The sequence below is a fragment of the Psychrobacillus sp. FSL K6-1464 genome, from assembly GCF_038003145.1.
Taxonomy (GTDB): Bacteria; Bacillota; Bacilli; order Bacillales_A; family Planococcaceae; genus Psychrobacillus; species Psychrobacillus psychrotolerans.
The window spans coordinates 2,252,920-2,270,419 of record NZ_JBBOOP010000001.1; the positions used below are offsets into that span (position 1 = coordinate 2,252,920).

Consider the following 17,500-nt stretch of genomic DNA (forward strand, 5'->3'; position numbering starts at 1 on the left):
CTGGAGTCGCCACACTGCGCTCCAATCAATTAGATCCACTCAATCTGATCGGAAAATTGGATATAAAACCGCCTAAATATATATGTTTCATCTTAAAATAAGTAAGGCTGAAAGGGACTCATATAAAAGAAAATCCATTTTCTACATTCTACGTTACAGAATAATCGCCCAATACTACGCAGACTGTTTAATCCCTAGATTAACTTTGACTACTCTTTTTATCCAAATGATAAGCTATGCTCTATCTTGTTGTTGAGTACTACCTACAGAATTGATTGAAGTGAAAGGTGGCGACTTCTGCGGGATGAGTGAGACAGATGAGATATCACAGCGACGCGCTAGCGACGGTGATAGCTCATCGCTCACCCCGCGAAACGCGCCCACCTGTAACGGAAATCACAGTATTCCCATTCTTTTAAGTCCAATTTTATATTCTTTCTTAATCTTTAAAAAATCCAGTCCCCTTAAGAAAGGGACTGGATTTTTTATGGATTAAACACCCATTTTGCGTCTTGTATTACTTACCTTTTTAGTTTGTTGGCTTTTCATTTTCTGATTTCCTGTAGAACCGTTAAGGGAAGTTTTACCACCTGCAGCTTGATTCTTTTTGTCTTCAAGTTTTTGCTTTACAGCTTCTTGAAGGGTCATTTTCTTTTTAGGTGTTTCTTGGTTATTTGTTTCAGTCATCGTATTTCCCTCCTTTATATATACATTAAGTATAAGTCATCAGGAAAAAACTTCAAGCAATTACTGTACGCGTGTAATATGAATATCTTTTGTAATGTCATTTATAACCCAGCTTGCACATATTAAACCTACTGTAGAAGGAACAAATGCATTGGAAGACGGTGGCATTTTTGCTTTTCTAATAGTTGCTTCTGGCTTACCAACCGTTTCTACTACGTCTTCTCTCACAACAATAGGACTCTCATCAGAAAACACAACTGGTATACCTTTTGTAATGCGGTCTTCTTTGCGTAACTTGGTACGTATCACTTTTGCAAGAGGGTCTGTATGAGTTTTAGAAATATCGACAATTTTAAAACGAGTAGGATCTGTTTTGTTAGCAGCACCCATACTTGAAATAATTTTGATATTACGTTTTAAACATTCTTTCATTAAATGAATTTTATATATAATTGTATCTGACGCATCAATAACATAATCTATATTCATCGCAAAAAATTGTTCAAACGTTTCTTCCGTATAAAACATATGCATATCGATTACTTCACATTCTGGATTAATGTCAGCAATACGCTCTTTCATCACTTCAGATTTTGAACGACCTATTGTTGATATGTAAGCTACTAATTGCCGGTTAATATTAGTAATGTCTACATTATCTTTATCTACTAAAATAATACGTCCAACACCACTTCTGGCGCATGCTTCTGCCGCGAAGGATCCAACTCCCCCTACACCTAAGATGGCTACTGTTGTATCTTTCAGTAATTCCACACCTTGCTTCCCTATCGCAAGTTCATTTCTAGAAAATTGATGTAACATAAAAACACTCCATATAAATCAGATTAGTAGGATTAAATCCCAAGAAAAAACCTCCAGCAAATGCGCCAGAGGATATTGAAAAAATGATACGAATCCCAATTGTGCCGACAAATAGAGCGTATCGTTTTGAACCCGCAAGATGCAGGTGGGTGTCCTCTTTATTAATCTTGGCGTCCCGATTAAGGGCATGTCATTCATAATAAAAGTTAGACTCCCAACGATAAAATTGTTCGGTCAAAACTGATTGGCAAATTGCGAACACATCAGGATTCGTGTTATTTAGATAATAGCATATGAAATATAAAACTTCAATCATTTTATCACCCTCTTTTCGGACTATTCTGAATAATAGGTAAATAGAATTATTAGTCTATCTTCTTCTCAAATTAAATTTTGCACCTTCAGTCGTAAGGTTAGTCCATCTCGAATATGATGCTTCATATAACAAAAATGGAGGACATGAATGAATTCCTTAAGTACATATTTCTTATTAGGGATATCCCTGGCAGCACCAATAGGACCTGTTAAAGCTACACTCTTAAATACTGGTATCAAAAACGGCTTTTTTCATGCATGGTTTTTTGGAATTGGTGCCATCGTAACCGACATAATTTATATGTTCATGGTTTATTTTGGTGTAGGTCAATTTATTGATTCCCCGTATATGCGAATATTTTTATGGAGCTTTGGTTTTTTTGTACTTATGTACACGGGCATCGAAAATTTGCTAACTATAAATAATATTTCTATGGATCCAAAATTCCGTAAAATTGTTCGTTTACGTCACTCACTACTGGCAGGAATACTAATGGCTTTTTTAAATCCGTTGACTATTTTATTTTGGTTAGGTATTTATGGATCTATTTTAGTTAGTGGCGGTGGTGAAATTTCTGGAATCGAAACGATTATAATTAGTATTGCTATTTTACTTGGTATCGCGCTAGTCGATTTCTTGATGGCCTTCTTTTCAAGTAGTTCACGAAACCTACTTTCCACTTCAGTATTAAAAGCTGTTTCATTCATTTCTTCTTTGTGTATGATAGGTTTCGGTATCTATTTTGGAATTCAAGCATTTCATGCACTATTTTAAAAAACTTTTGACGTATATTGTAACACGCAAAGGAAATCATACCTTAAAGATTATTAGTTGAGGTGTGGTGTGCAAATGATAAAGAATAACAATCAAACTGACAATGTAAGTATATGGTGTGTTATCAGTATGGCCTCTATTCCACTCGTCATGACTCTGGGTAATTCTATGCTCATACCGATTTTGCCTGTTTTAGAAAAGAAAGTAGGTATCAGTTCTTTTCAGTCAAGCATGATTATTACTAGTTATTCCATTGCAGCTATTTTTCTTATACCTGTAGCAGGTTATCTTTCCGATCGTTTTGGAAGAAAAATTGTCATCTTACCTAGCCTTATACTAGCTTTAATCGGGGGTCTTATCGCTGGTTTTGCTTCTTGGAAAATAGATGACCCGTTTTTTTGGATTATTATTGGAAGAATTCTTCAAGGTATAGGTGCGGCTGGTGCAATGCCAATCGTATTGCCACTCGTCGGAGATTTATATAAAGATGATGATGAAAAAACCAGTTCCTGTCTCGGCCTTATTGAAACCTCTAATACTTTTGGCAAAGTTTTAAGCCCAATTCTTGGATCTGTTTTAGCAGCAGTATTATGGTTTTTACCTTTCTTCTCCATTTCGGTCTTTAGTTTAATTTCTATTGTCATGATATTTTTCTTTGTAAAAGTACCAAAGGAAAAAGATGAACCAGTAAAGTTTAAAGACTTTCTAAGTAATACTAAAAAGACATTCAAGAAGGAAAGTAAATGGCTTTTTACTGTATTTATAAATGGTGCTTTTGTTATGCTTCTATTATTTGCCGTTTTGTTTTTCTTATCCGAAATGCTTGAAAAAACACATGATATAAAAGGAATAAAAAAAGGGTTTGTGATAGCTATTCCACTTCTGATGCTTTGTATTGCTTCATATATAACTGGCCGTAACATTAAGGGTAATGTTTCTACTATGAAAAAAATGACAATGATTTGTTTAGTTGTTATGTCAATCAGTGTAGCATTTATAGGATTTACTAAAGACAAACTAATTCTATTATTGATCGTTACGAGTATAATGGGTATTGCGATCGGCGCTTTGCTACCAGTGTTAGATGCACTCATAACGGAAAATATAAAAAAAGAAGAGCGTGGTACCATCTCTTCCTTCTATAGCTCAGCAAGATTCATCGGAGTTGCAGCTGGTCCACCAATCATGTCACTAGTTATGAAAAATTATCTCAATATTAGTTATATTATTGCTGGCACAATAGGAATTGTTCTTTTTTTCATAGCGTTGAAAATGATAAAAGTAGATGAAATTGAAGGGCAAAATCATAAGGCATAAATATAATGGACTGGGAAGCATTAAGCTAACCAGTCCATTTTTTAAATTCAATTTGATTTTAAACTATAAAGAATAAGTAATATCCCCGCAAATAAGCAGACCATTCTAGTTAAGGAAATTTTTTCAGATAAGCCTGTTAAACCAATTCCAGTTGTTACGATTAAAACGATCGGTCCTACTAAAGCTAGTAAGGAGTTAATATAAAATGCTTTTTCTAAATCATTAAATTTAATCATAAGCATTGCTGCAGATAACTCAATACTCCCAGAAAGTAACCTAAGTATTATAATAAATAATAACGCCTTCTCAATAATCAGTTCTTCTACTCCTCTTTACTAAAAGAATATGTACTATTGAGATTATATGTATACTGCTTAAATATTATATATATCAACTAAAATATATTCACAAGAAAATCCCAAGCCGCATTAATTTTAAACTTTTCCATATCTATGATCACCCTCTCTTTTCTCGATAACCTAATGGTGTTTGGCTGTGCATCACTAGACCACAACTTTTAGATGCAGGTTTTAAATGCTCTGTTAAAGGAAAAGTGATTACTCGCTAATGAGTATGTAGAACTTCTCCCCTCTATAAAGGTGAAAGTCATTACTTAGACGAACGAGGCAATTTAGTTACATAATGAAAAGTTGGAAACATCGATGTAAAGATATCTTTACATAGATGTTTTTTTATTTTATACTAAAGGTAAAGATATCTTTACATCATTCCAGAGAGGAAGTTAGTTGGATTTGAAAGTAAAAAACAGAATTAAAGAGATACGTCTAGCAAAAGGGATTAGCCAAATTCAAATGGCAGAAGATTTACAAATTACTAGACAAACGATAAACGCGGTAGAGAATCATAAGTATAATCCAAGCTTGGAGCTGGCACTCAAGTTGATAAAATATTTTGATATAACCTTAGATGAAATATTTACTTTAGAGGAGGAATAACATGAAAAAATTGCAAATCATCATAGTCTGTACACTGATTTTTTCAATGAGTATCGGTTTTTACTTGGGTAGTTTGATGGTCCCAGATTTACCTGTTGGAACGATGAGTGCAGGGATTATTGGTTCGGTTGTAGGTGTAGGTATTGTTCTTGGAACGATCAAATTTCGTGAAAGCCAAAAGAAACATAACATACCTGATATTGATGAAAGAACATGGATAAATATTAAAAATTTCTATGCAATATCATTGTATATAGTTCTATTTGGAAGCATGTTAATCGTTTGTTTACTAATTGCTCTTGGAACAGAAACAATTGAATTGGGTGCTTTAAGTATATATTTATTAATCCTATTTTTTTTATTAGTCATTGGAACACTAGTTGTTAGAAGACAATAAATGAGACAAGAACTATACTATGCAGTTTGAGTTTGCTATAGTAAAGAAAATTTGATTTGTGTTGGTTGTGAGTAGAACTGATCTAAACTTATTTCATTAACGGGTGCTTTACTTCACAAAGGAGTATGCCATTTTTTCTTATAGAAGTAACGAGCATTTTAGTAATAACAAGAAATGGGTGTTAAACATGAAAATAAAAACTTTGCCATTAAAAGTGGGACTCTTACTCTTGAGTATCTTTCAAGTCTATACAATTTTGACTAGATGGGGCGAGGACATCCAACAAATATTTTTTGCCAGCATGATTTTGGTAGGGTGTATATTATTGCTGATGACAGACAGGTTTTTTAAAAGAGACAATCGAAATAACCATTCAAAATAAAAAATTTTTTTTGAATGTATTTAAAGTCAACGTTAACGTTAAGTAAATTACTAAAATACAATTAGATGTAAATAGACTTAAAGAATTTAATTTTCCCAATAAAAAAGGTGAATATTAAATCGAAGTAAATCTCATTTCAAGTATTGGGACGGCTCAATATGTTGGAAGTATTCTAGTAGACTAATGGGGTTTCAACAATTGAAGTAATTTTAAAAGGGTGCTTAGTTAAAAGAGACAAGTAAAATGAACTTGGAAATAGATTTTCAAGTTCATTTTTTTATGAACATCTTTAAACAATCCTAATTTTAATATAGCCAAGATAAAAAAGGATTCCTCATGACTAGTGTCACGAGAAATCCTTTTGAAATTTACTTATTTTTTAATTTTAAGCTCAAGCTTAACTCATCTAACTGAGCCGTTGCTACTGCGCTAGGTGCTGATGTTAACAAATCACTTGCACTTGCTGTTTTCGGGAATGCAATTGTATCACGTAGATTTGTACTACCAGAAAGAAGCATTACCAATCTATCTAATCCAAATGCAACTCCGCCGTGTGGAGGTGTTCCATATTCGAAAGCATCCATTAGGAAGCCAAATTGAGCTCTAGCTTCTTCTTCTGAAAATCCAAGTATTTCGAACATTTTTTCTTGAACTTCTCTCGAATAAATACGTAGAGATCCTCCACCCAATTCATAACCATTTAACACTAAGTCATAAGCTTGCGCACGTACCTTACTTGGATCTGTATCCATTAATGCAAGGTCTTCATCAAAAGGTCTTGTGAAAGGATGATGTGCTGCATAGTAACGACCTTCTTTTTCGTCATATTCAAATAATGGCCAGTTCACAACCCATAAGAATTCATAGCGTGACTCATCGATTAAATCAAGTTCTTTTCCGAGTTTTAAACGTAAAGCTCCTAATGCATCTGCCACCACAGATGTTTGGTCTGCGACAAATACTAATAAATCTCCAGTTGTTGCCTCTAATGCTTGGATAAGGCTCGTTGCTGCTTCTCCTTCGAAAAACTTAGCAATAGGACCTTTCAATCCTTCTTCGTCCACTTTTAACCAAGCAAGTCCTTTGGCGCCGTAAACACCAACAAATTCTCCTAGAGCATCTATATCTTTACGAGAATAATTGGCTGCAGCACCTTTAACATTTATCGCTTTTACTTGTCCTCCTGTTTCCACGGCGGATGAGAACACTTTGAACGAACTATCTTTCACTATTTCCGAAAGATCTACTAGTTCTAGCCCAAAACGAACATCGGGTTTGTCTGATCCAAAGCGATTCATCGCCTCATCATAGTTCATCCGGTTGAACGGAATGGTAACATCAACGTTTTTAACGTCCTTCATGATTTTTTTCATCATACGTTCGTTCATTTCCAATATTTCATCCATTGATAGGAAACTCATCTCCATATCAATTTGTGTGAATTCTGGTTGACGATCCGCACGTAAATCCTCATCACGGAAACAGCGAGCAATTTGATAGTATTTTTCAAATCCACCAACCATTAATAGCTGTTTAAATAGCTGTGGCGATTGAGGAAGCGCGTAAAATTCTCCATCATGGACACGACTTGGTACTAAATAGTCACGTGCTCCTTCAGGGGTAGATTTAGTTAAAATTGGTGTTTCTACTTCTAAAAATCCTTCTTCGTCTAAGAAGCGTCTTACTGTTTTAGTAATATCTGAGCGCATTTTGAATGTATCATACATTACCGGTCTTCTTAAGTCTAAGTAGCGATATTTTAAACGGATATCTTCACCAACGTCCGTTTGGTTCTCTATCGCAAAAGGAGGGTTTTTTGATTCATTAATGATGCGAGCTTCCGTTGCATGTACTTCAATTGCCCCGGAAGAAATATTTTTGTTTACTTGATTGGCTGCTCTAGCAACTACTGTACCTGTAATTTCAACGATAAATTCATTACGCAATTTATCTGCAATTTGAATAGCTGATTCGGAAATCTCAGGATTGAAGACCACTTGCACTAGTCCTGTACGATCACGTAGATCCACAAATATTAATCCACCTAAATCTCTTCGTTTTTGTACCCATCCGATTAGTTGGACTGTTTCACCGATTTGTTGTTCGTTTAATTGCCCACTTGTATGTGTTCTTTTCATTATTCCTCTGCCTCCAACTGTGTTGAACTAGTTTTGATTTGATCTATTAATGAACTCAAAGGAACTAAGTTTTGAGTGCCAGTTGCCAGATCCTTTAACATAACACTTTCTTTTTCTAATTCATCATCACCAATTACAATTACATATTTTGCTCCTAAGCGATCAGCAGACTTCATTTGTGTTTTCATTTTACGATCTAAATAATCCATCTCAGCTGTGATTTTTTGCTGTCTTAGCTGATAAGTCAATTCGACTGCTTTTTTCTTAGCAGCTTCCCCTAATCCAATCACATATACGTCTAGAGTCGATTGTTCAGACCACTCATTGTTTTCTGCCTCAATAGCTAACAACAGTCTCTCAATACTCATAGCAAATCCGATGCCAGGAGCATTTGGTCCACCTAACTCTTCTACAAGTCCGTTGTATCTTCCGCCACCTGCTAGTGTAGTGATTGCCCCAAAACCTTCGGCCGCGCTCATAATTTCAAATGCCGTGTGGTTATAATAATCCAAACCACGTACCAAGTTAGGATCTATTTCAAATGGGATATTTAAGATTGATAAGTATTCCTTCACTTTATCGAAGTAAGCAGCAGATTCTTCATTTAGAAAATCTGCCAAAGATGGGGCTGTTTCCATTAACGGATGATTTCGATCTACTTTACAATCCAATATTCGAAGTGGATTTTTTTGTAATCTATTTTGACAATCTGAACAAAACTCTGCTATATGTGGCTCGAAGTGACTAACTAGTGCAGTTTTATGTGACACTCTGCTATCTGTATCTCCAAGTGAATTAATCACTAACTTAAGCTTTTTTAAACCTGCATTTTGATAGACAGACATTGCCAATGAAATAACTTCCGCATCAATTGCAGGATCTGCACTTCCTATTGCTTCTATTCCAAACTGTACAAATTGGCGATATCTTCCTGCCTGTTGTCGTTCATAACGGAACATTGGTCCCATATAGTAAAGTTTCACTGGCTGATCTGCGTAACCAAACATTTTATGTTCTACAAATGCTCTTACCGCAGACGCTGTACCTTCTGGTCGCAATGTAAGCGATCGATTCCCTCTGTCTTGGAATGTATACATTTCTTTTTGAACGATATCCGTTGTATCTCCAACACTTCTAGTAAATAATTCAGTATGTTCAAAAACAGGGGTTCTAATCTCTTTATACTGATACATTCTACATTGTTCTCTAATTAGTTCTTCAACTGCTTGCCACTTGCCTGTTTCTGATGGCAAGATGTCTTGTGTTCCTCTTGGTACTTTAATATCCATGGTAACTGCCCCTTTCAATAACATATAAAAAAGCCCTCATCCCCTGCTAAAAATAGCAAGGGACGAGAGCTTATATAAGCTTCCGCGGTTCCACCCTAGTTGGTCAAAAATATTGACCCTCTCAATTCTGGATAACGACCAGTTCCGTTTCTGCCTACTAAAGAAAAATCTCTTTCGACAAAAATCCTCTCGAATGTTGTTCACTGAATGCGTATGTAGGAAAGATTTCAGCCACGTCTTTCCTTCTCTTGTCATCCGTTTTAGACAGCTACTTTTTCGGTCATCGGTTTGTTTTAGTTTTTGATTATACTTTATCTTAATGACGTACGACAAATAAGTCAACCCTTTTGAAGAAAAGGTAGAATTTTTAGCTAAGACTATTTACAATGGGTATAGAGGTGATCCAATGAACACTAAAATAATACATAGAATAACTGTTATTTTTTTATCTACATTACTACTTCTACCATACGTACAAGCTGATGCACAGGAGAATGAAGTGACTGTTAATGTCGCATCCTTAAAAGTACGAACAGGTCCAGGTCTTACATATGACACGATTGGCGCTGTTACAAAAAACGACAAGTTAGACATAATAGGGAAAGAAAATGATTGGTTTCAAATTAATTTTGGAGGCACTACTGGATGGGTTGCTAGTTGGTACACAACGAAAGAATCGCTTAAATTAAGTAATAAGCAGATTGTGTCTAAAGTAAATCAATTGAATGTCCGTACCGAACCTACTACTTCTTCTGCAGTTATTGGTCAATTAAAAGAAGGTGATACTTCAACTGCATATCAATCTCAAGAGGATTGGGTAGAAATAGACTATCAGGGTCAAAAAGGTTGGGTCAATCAATCCTATATTACTGTTACGGAGCAAACGATAAAAGAAGATTCTCCCTTACCTTCTGGCAAAAACATATTTGAGGTTTCAGTCAATACCTTAAACGTTCGTTCAAAAGCAGATTTAACATCAAAAACAATTGGCCAGGTTAATAAAGGAGACCAATTTGCAGTTATTAACTCTGATCATAACTGGGTGCAAGTAGAACTGAAAAATGGCGATAAAGGTTGGTTGTATAGTTTTTATGGGACTTTCTCTAGTTCAGCAACAACTGGAACTGAGAAAGAAAATGGCACTATTACTATTCTCTATAACGGGACAAACCTTCGTTCTGATAGTACTACTAGTAGTGAGGTAGTCACCAGGGCCGATGCTGGCACGACATTTCCAGTAGCAGAAAAAACCAATGATTGGTATAAAGTTATGGTAGGTGATCAAACAGCGTATGTTGCAAGCTGGGTAGTTTCAGCGTCATCCACCACATCTAATGTGAAGAAGGATCCAGAAAACAAAGTCAAAACGGATAAAAAGAAAGCTGATCGTAAAAAAGGCACATTAAAAGGTCTGACTATTGTAGTCGATGCTGGCCATGGCGGGAATGACCGCGGGACAACCGGGGCACTTGGAACGGATGAAAAAGATATTACATTGATGACTTCAGAGTTATTATCATCCAAATTACAAGCAGCCGGCGCTAATGTAATTTTAACAAGGGAATCAGACGAATATGTAGATCTTCGAAAACGAGTATCAATTGGTCATCAAGTAGATGCAGATGCATTTATTAGCTTACACTATGATGCTATCGATAATAGTTCCATTAGGGGCTTCACGACCTATTATATGCATAGTTATCAGAAAGAATTGGCTACGTATGTCCATAATGGACTTGGTAATATGATTTCCTTAAAGGATAGAGGAACACAACCGGGTGACTATTTAGTATTACGAGAAAACAAACAAAAAGCTATATTAATAGAATTAGGTTATTTGAGTAACGCTTCTGAAGAACGGAATGTCACTACACAAAACTATAGAGAACAAGCGACACACGGCATTTATAATGGCATCATTAACTACTTTAATGCTCAGTTGGATTAACTCTTAGGTCATAAACTGTTTCTATCGTTTTAGATGAGCTTTGGACAGACGTTTTGCTATATGATTACCGAGTGATTTTAAAGTGCTATTGGTTGTGACGTTCGTTTGCCACAACCAATAGCACTTTTGTTCTGTAATCAGTTGAGCTATCACAACGACAAGTTAGTGACGGCGATAGCTCATCGCTCACCCCAGGAAAGCGTCACCTTTAGCCAGTAATCACAATGTTATTCAATATATACTTTCTAATTCTTAAAAAAAGTTGTACAAATTACTCCTAGTTAGAGTAATTTATACAACTTTTTTGTTTTTTAAGCTTCTAACATAATCGTTACTGGACCATCATTCGTAAACGTGACGTCCATCATTGCGCCAAATACGCCCGTTTCTACTTTTAGCCCTTTTGCTAGTAGTTTGTTATTGAAAAGTTCCCATAATGGTTTTGCCATTTCAGGTCGAGCTGCATCGGTAAAGCTTGGTCTTCTGCCTTTTCTTGTGTCCGCATATAAAGTGAACTGGGAAACTGACAAAATACTTCCTTGTACTTGTTCTATAGAGTGATTCATTTTACCTTCGGCATCCTCAAATAAACGGAGACCTACCACTTTCTCCACTAAATAATTTATTTCTTTTTCAGTATCTGTTGTAGTAATACCAACTAACAATAAATAACCGTTTTCTATCTTTCCAGTAACTTGTCCATCTACAGTCACACTTGCATTTTTGCAACGCTGCAACAATACCTTCATGAAAATAAACTCCCTTTAATTGATAATTCTTTGCACCGAATATATATCAGGCAATTGTTTTATACGATCGGCTACCCTATTTAAGTGGGCCGTATTGGAAATTAGGATGGTTAAATGAATAATTGCAATATCATTTTCTGATTTACCGTTCACTGCTGCAATATTCGTTTTAGATTCATTTACCACTTGTAATACCTCATTCAACAAGCCTGATCGGTCGTATGCCGACACTTCTATGTCCACTTGATACTCTTTTTTCGTTGGAGAGTCAGATTTTACCCATTCTACTTCAATGATACGGGAAACTGTGTCATCGTTGTGTACATTTGGACAATCCGCACGATGGACCGAAACCCCACGACCTTTCGTGATAAATCCGACGATATCATCACCTGGAACTGGGCTACAGCATCTGGATAAGCGAATGAGCATATTCTCAATTCCCTTAACAATCACACCTGATTCTGTTGTTTTGTTAACCGTTGGTGTTTGCATTTCAGTTGTTATTTTCTCTAAAGCTTCTTCTTGATCACGAATTTTCCGCATTTTTTCTGCTAGACGATTCACCACTTGCTGTGCAGTAATACCATTAAAGCCAACAGCTGCATATAAATCTTCTTCGCCAGCAAATGCGTATTTATCACATACACGCTTTATGTTTTCAGCTGTTAGTACTTCTTTTAGATCAAATTCTTGTGATTTAATCTCTTTCTCTACTTGTTCTTTTCCTTTAATAACATTCTCATCACGCAATTGTTTCTTAAAGAACTGCTTGATCTTATTTTTCGCTTGCGATGATTGAGCAATTTTAATCCAGTCTCTACTTGGACCAAAAGACTGTTTGGAAGTTAGAACTTCGATGATATCGCCTGTTTTTAGTTTCGTGTCTAGTGGCACCATTTTACCATTCACTTTTGCACCAATAGTTTTGTTTCCAACTTCTGAATGCACTCGATAAGCAAAATCTATTGGAACCGAACTAGCCGGAAGCTCTACTACGTCCCCTTTTGGTGTGAAAACATAGACCATATCAGAGAATAGGTCAAACTTTAAAGATTCCATAAATTCTTCTGCATTCGAAGATTCATGTTGATATTCTAAAATTTCTCTAAACCATGTTAATTGTGAATCAATTGTCTTTTTTTCAGCTTCTACTTTTTTACCTTCTTTATAAGCCCAGTGAGCAGCCACACCGAATTCTGCAATATTGTGCATTTCTTCTGTGCGGATTTGAACTTCTAAAGGCTCTCCGTTCGGGCCAATGACAGTCGTATGTAATGATTGATATAAATTTTGTTTAGGCATAGCAATATAGTCTTTAAAACGACCAGGCATTGGTTTCCACAGCGTATGAATAACTCCTAGAACAGCATAACAATCTTTAATACTATCTACGATAATACGCATAGCAAGTAAATCATATATTTCATTGAATTGTTTGTTTTGAACGACCATTTTCCGATAAATACTATAAATATGCTTTGGACGACCAGAAATATCAGCTTCCACTTCCATTTCAGCTAACTGTTTACTAATATCTTCCATGACATTACTTAAATAGGATTCCCGCTCAGTACGTTTTTTCTTCATAAAATTAACAATACGATAATATTGTTGAGGATTTAAATACCGTAAAGAAGTATCTTCTAGCTCCCATTTCACAGCGGAAATTCCCAATCTGTGCGCTAAAGGTGCAAAAATTTCTAAAGTTTCGTTGGAGATTCTACGTTGTTTTTCTTCTGGGAGATGTTTCAAAGTACGCATATTATGTAAACGATCCGCAAGCTTAATAAGAATAATACGAATGTCCTGTGCCATCGCAATGAACATTTTTCGATGATTTTCAGCTTGTTGTTCTTCTTTGGACATGTACTTAATCTTACCTAATTTAGTAACGCCCTCTACTAACAAAGCGACTTCTTCGTTAAATTGCTCCACAATATCATCACGTGTATATTCTGTATCTTCTACGACATCATGTAAAAAACCAGCAGCAACGGTTTCTGGATCCATTTGAAGATCAGCAAGAATACCAGCTACTTGAATAGGATGCAGAATATATGGTTCACCCGAATTTCGGAATTGTTCTCTATGGGCATGCTCTGCTAATTCGTATGCTTTCTTTACAAAGTTCACATGCTCTTCATTCATATAAGTAAAGAGTGTTTCAAACACATCTTCTGCTGTCTTCACTTGATCTTTTGCCATGCCAATTCACCTGATTTCGTTTTATATTTCTAAAATAGTTTATAAGCTATATTGTATAAAAAAAAAGAGGGACTTGTAAAGTCCACCCTAAATAAGCTTGCCTAATGCAAACATATATTCACAAAATGATCAATATTGCATCAATGTGCAAATATCATAATTCTCTAATTTGTTGCGACCTTCTAAGTATGTAAGTTCTATTAAAAATGCACAACCTACAACTAAACCGCCTAATTCTTCTACTAATCGAATTGTAGCATCTATTGTACCGCCTGTCGCTAATAAATCATCAACGATTAACACACGTTGTCCTGGTTTTACAGCGTCCTTATGCATAGTTAGAACATCTTTTCCATACTCTAAGCCATATTCTGCACGGATTACTTCACGAGGAAGCTTCCCCTCTTTACGAACAGGTGCAAACCCAACGCCAAGTGCATAAGCAACGGGACAGCCAGTGATAAATCCACGTGCTTCAGGTCCTACGATAACTTCAGCATTCACTTTTTTTGCATATTCAACAATTTGATCCGTTGCGTATTTATATGCCTCTCCATTATCCATAATTGAAGTAATATCTTTAAAACTAATACCTGGCTTCGGCCAATCTTCAACTGTTGTTACATACTGCTTCAAATCCATACTTGCTCCTCCTCAGGAACGGTTTGTACTGCTATTCGCTCTTCAAACCATTGTTTCAGCTCCACATATGGCGCATATAATAATTTTTGTTCTAGATCCATCTGTTTCTCACGCTGTTTGTATGAAGGTGCCTCTGATAAATCCTTTTTCACTGGACTTTCATTGAGCACTATCATCCCATTGTCTATTCTAACAAAACTAAGTTCAAAAAACACCCTCGACATAAAATTAAATGTATTTTGACTCCATCCAGTATGTTTAGACAATTCATGAATATGCTGTTTCAATGCAAATGTTTTTCTTTTTGTAAGGAAAGAAAAATACCATTTAAATTGATCTCTCGTCGGTAAGCCTTCAAAGTAAGAAGACTCGTTCGTAAAGAAGTGTGCATATATTCTTTTCCACGAATGAGATTGGATTAGTTTGACCAGTGATTCTTCCTCTTCCGGTAAATCTAGGAGCACTACATATTTCGCTTGTACCGGCTGTTCCAGTAGTTCACTCATCAGATATAATCTATGATCAATGATTGTACTAAAGTGCTTAATCGTATCCTCATTAAAAGCAACATATACGGTATCCTCTAAAGGAATTAGGGGTTGCCATCGAGTCACCTGGCGAATACCTCTAATATCAAAAAGCTGCCACTCATCTGTTTTTATATCCTGTATCATCAATTGCGCTTTTTTACGCCCATTCCATTCATTGATCTGTAAATCCCCAATAAAAGAAAGTTTAGTCGTTGGAGCTATTTCGTCCGCTAATTGCCCTTTTCCAAATCCAATTGCATCTAAAAGGATAGCCCCTTGTTTTAATTCCATTTTCAAATGATTTTGTGCTGAGCCTATTTTCCGCACAGTTGAAACTTCTACATTTTCTATGCAGTAGACTGGTTTTGCAAAACCCATTCCAAATGGAGCTAGTTTTTTTAGAGACTCAATGGATTCTGTCGATATTTCATCCATTTCTAATGGAACATCAATGGAAATAGTTGGTATTAATTGATCTTCCGATAAACTTACTTTCGCTTGTTCGTTTAATCTTAAACGAAACTCTTCCACATTTTCTAAAGGTAATGTCATACCGGCTGCCATTGGATGTCCACCAAAATGAGAAACAATATCTTGGTTTTTAGCAAGCTCTTTAAACATATGGAATCCTTCAATACTGCGTGCTGACCCTTTAGCAATCTTTTTATCTTCATCAAATCCTAGCACTATAGCAGGTCTATAATACTTCTCCACTAATTTGGAAGCAACAATACCTAAGACACCAGGATTCCATCCTATTTTCCCTACTACTATGACACTTGCCCCATCCAGAGGGGGAAATAGTTCAAGTTGCTCCATTGCTTCATCTGTAATTTGCTTGACGATTGCTTGACGTTCTTTATTTTTTTCATTGAGCATATTAGCCATCGCTAGTGCATGATTAGGATTTTCAGTTAAAAACATATCAACACCAGGTGCTGCTTCACCAAGTCGTCCTACTGCATTAATACGAGGCCCAAACATAAATCCGACTGTTTCTTCATCGATTGAACGAAGATCTACTCCACTTACATTCGCCAAAGCTTCAATGGCTACAGAGTCTGTATGTTGCATCTGTTTTAACCCTTGTTGAACTAAATAACGATTTTCTCCTGTCAATGAAACAAGGTCAGCTATTGTGCCAATGGCTACTAGATAATAGAATTCCTTTGGAATTTCCCCTAGTAAAGCATGAGCTACTTTAAAGGCTACACCTACTCCTGCTAAATGTGGGAAAGGATAAGTTGTCTCTTTTAAACTCGGATGGATTATAATATCTGCTATTGGCAAAATCTCCCCAGGTTCATGGTGATCAGTAACAATAACATCCATCCCTAATCCTTTTGCAAACTCAATAGGTTGTATACCTGAAATACCATTATCAACAGTAATGATTAGTTTTACACCTTCATCAAATGCTTCTTGGAACAAACGCTCACTCGGACCATAACCATCTATAAATCTATTTGGAATCTTATAGATGACATCTGCACCTAGCGACTCTAGTGCTTTAACCATGATCGTTGTGCTAGTAATACCGTCCGCATCATAATCACCATAGACCATTATACGTTCTTCTGTTTCCACTGATTGATGAACACGTGCTACTAACACTTCCATGCCTGGAAACAAAAATGGATTGTGTAATTGGTTTTCCGATACTTGTAAAAATGATTTTGCATCATCTATATTTTCAAACCCTCTAGAGGCTAATACTTTTGCACAAACACTCGGTATTGAAAGCTCTTTTTCTAACATTTCTACTACTTCTATATTAGGCCTTGAAACTTGCCATATTTTCTGAGATTCGATCATATTATTCACTTCCTTATAATCTATTATACCTCATCTGAGGTAGATACGTTGTGAAAAAGGTGTTTGCAAGGATCTAAATAAAAACCTTCTGACAGATGTCAAAAGGTTTTAGAGTTATATAGTTGAATTTTCATCTTTCACTGTCACTGGCTCTTCAAAAAACTCAATTGGCTTTTCTTTGTAAGCTACTACCTCATTTTGTAAAACACCGATGGTAGCATCTTTCTTTTCAATATCCTTCTCCAAGTGCTTCACTTTCCGCGATAATATGAACGACCGATAAATGGCAACGGACCCACTGAGTAACGCTCCTAATAATGCTGAGCCTAAAATCACTAGGATAAGAGGCCATTGTGCTGTTCCAAAAACATAGTTGACTGGAACAGTGTCGACATTATATATAGCAAATAAGGCAATAATAATAGCGAATATTAAACCGAATAATAATGACCATTGAAATTTCATATTGATCCTCCTCTTTTACTCATTTATAAAAAAATGGAACAGAGTATAGTAAAGTTATACCCTGC

The 17,500-nt window shown here is 35.9% G+C and carries 15 protein-coding genes, 1 other RNA gene and 1 other annotated feature; of the genes, 5 read left to right on the plus strand and 11 right to left on the minus strand.

Translation table 11 applies throughout. The features are described 5' to 3' along the window. Window positions 1-492 precede the first annotated feature (492 nt). The 3 genes from MKX39_RS11400 to ssrS all read right to left on the minus strand — a co-directional run bounded on the left by MKX39_RS11400 (window position 493) and on the right by ssrS (window position 1,782). A complete protein-coding gene (locus MKX39_RS11400; RefSeq protein WP_093537044.1) occupies window positions 493-687 on the minus strand; it encodes a hypothetical protein in 195 nt (64 codons plus the stop codon). A gap of 60 nt (window positions 688-747) precedes the next feature. Next, window positions 748-1,509 (minus strand): tRNA threonylcarbamoyladenosine dehydratase, encoded by a 762-nt coding sequence (locus tag MKX39_RS11405; RefSeq protein ID WP_340769626.1) that lies wholly within the window; start codon window positions 1,507-1,509, stop codon window positions 748-750. Between the two features lie 88 nt (window positions 1,510-1,597). Further along, a non-coding RNA gene (ssrS, locus tag MKX39_RS11410) (6S RNA) lies at window positions 1,598-1,782 on the minus strand. A 190-nt stretch (window positions 1,783-1,972) separates the two neighbouring features. On the opposite strand from ssrS, the gene MKX39_RS11415 reads away from it, so the two are divergent. After that, on the plus strand, window positions 1,973-2,599 hold the full coding sequence (locus MKX39_RS11415) for a LysE family transporter (RefSeq protein WP_340769627.1): 627 nt from the start codon (window positions 1,973-1,975) through the stop codon (window positions 2,597-2,599). 75 nt (window positions 2,600-2,674) lie between these two features. Further along, on the plus strand, window positions 2,675-3,916 hold the full coding sequence (locus MKX39_RS11420; RefSeq protein WP_340769628.1) for an MFS transporter: 1,242 nt from the start codon (window positions 2,675-2,677) through the stop codon (window positions 3,914-3,916). A gap of 47 nt (window positions 3,917-3,963) precedes the next feature. On the opposite strand, the gene MKX39_RS11425 is transcribed toward MKX39_RS11420, so the two are convergent. Beyond that, complete coding sequence (locus MKX39_RS11425) at window positions 3,964-4,230, minus strand: YqhV family protein (protein WP_340771425.1); 267 nt, start codon at window positions 4,228-4,230, stop codon at window positions 3,964-3,966. 438 nt (window positions 4,231-4,668) lie between these two features. Here MKX39_RS11425 and MKX39_RS11430 point away from each other — a divergent pair, with 438 nt between their 5' ends. Together MKX39_RS11430 and MKX39_RS11435 are read left to right on the plus strand one after the other, a co-directional pair. Continuing rightward, window positions 4,669-4,872, plus strand: a complete 204-nt coding sequence (locus MKX39_RS11430; protein ID WP_093537085.1) for a helix-turn-helix transcriptional regulator — start codon at window positions 4,669-4,671, stop codon at window positions 4,870-4,872. Window position 4,873: 1 nt separating this feature from the next. Next, a complete protein-coding gene (locus MKX39_RS11435) occupies window positions 4,874-5,269 on the plus strand; it encodes a hypothetical protein (protein ID WP_340769629.1) in 396 nt (131 codons plus the stop codon). A 750-nt stretch (window positions 5,270-6,019) separates the two neighbouring features. Here MKX39_RS11435 and aspS read toward each other — a convergent pair. Further along, window positions 6,020-7,792 carry an aspartate--tRNA ligase gene (gene aspS / locus MKX39_RS11440; protein ID WP_340771429.1) on the minus strand — a complete coding sequence of 591 codons (1,773 nt, stop codon included), beginning with the start codon at window positions 7,790-7,792 and terminating at the stop codon, window positions 6,020-6,022. After that, complete coding sequence (gene hisS / locus MKX39_RS11445; RefSeq protein ID WP_340769630.1) at window positions 7,789-9,078, minus strand: histidine--tRNA ligase; 1,290 nt, start codon at window positions 9,076-9,078, stop codon at window positions 7,789-7,791. The genes aspS and hisS overlap by 4 nt, the downstream gene beginning before the upstream one ends. 55 nt (window positions 9,079-9,133) lie before the next feature. Continuing rightward, window positions 9,134-9,371: a binding site (T-box leader), on the minus strand. 113 nt (window positions 9,372-9,484) lie between these two features. Here hisS and MKX39_RS11450 point away from each other — a divergent pair. Next, complete coding sequence (locus MKX39_RS11450; protein WP_340769631.1) at window positions 9,485-11,026, plus strand: SH3 domain-containing protein; 1,542 nt, start codon at window positions 9,485-9,487, stop codon at window positions 11,024-11,026. 311 nt (window positions 11,027-11,337) lie between these two features. Here MKX39_RS11450 and dtd read toward each other — a convergent pair whose 3' ends face one another. The 5 genes from dtd to MKX39_RS11475 form a co-directional block, all read right to left on the minus strand. Next, entirely contained in the window at window positions 11,338-11,775 is a 438-nt protein-coding gene (gene dtd / locus MKX39_RS11455) for a D-aminoacyl-tRNA deacylase (RefSeq protein ID WP_093537036.1), read from the minus strand. A 15-nt stretch (window positions 11,776-11,790) separates the two neighbouring features. Next, window positions 11,791-13,983, minus strand: coding sequence for a RelA/SpoT family protein (locus MKX39_RS11460; RefSeq protein WP_340769632.1), 2,193 nt, complete (start codon window positions 13,981-13,983; stop codon window positions 11,791-11,793). Between the two features lie 129 nt (window positions 13,984-14,112). Then, window positions 14,113-14,625 (minus strand): adenine phosphoribosyltransferase, encoded by a 513-nt coding sequence (locus tag MKX39_RS11465; protein WP_093537034.1) that lies wholly within the window; start codon window positions 14,623-14,625, stop codon window positions 14,113-14,115. Then, entirely contained in the window at window positions 14,616-16,970 is a 2,355-nt protein-coding gene (gene recJ / locus MKX39_RS11470) for a single-stranded-DNA-specific exonuclease RecJ (protein WP_340769633.1), read from the minus strand. The genes MKX39_RS11465 and recJ overlap by 10 nt, the downstream gene beginning before the upstream one ends. A gap of 114 nt (window positions 16,971-17,084) precedes the next feature. Further along, window positions 17,085-17,435: a LapA family protein gene (locus tag MKX39_RS11475; RefSeq protein ID WP_340769634.1), complete on the minus strand. Its 351-nt coding sequence runs from the start codon at window positions 17,433-17,435 to the stop codon at window positions 17,085-17,087. Between the last annotated feature and the right edge of the window lie 65 nt (window positions 17,436-17,500).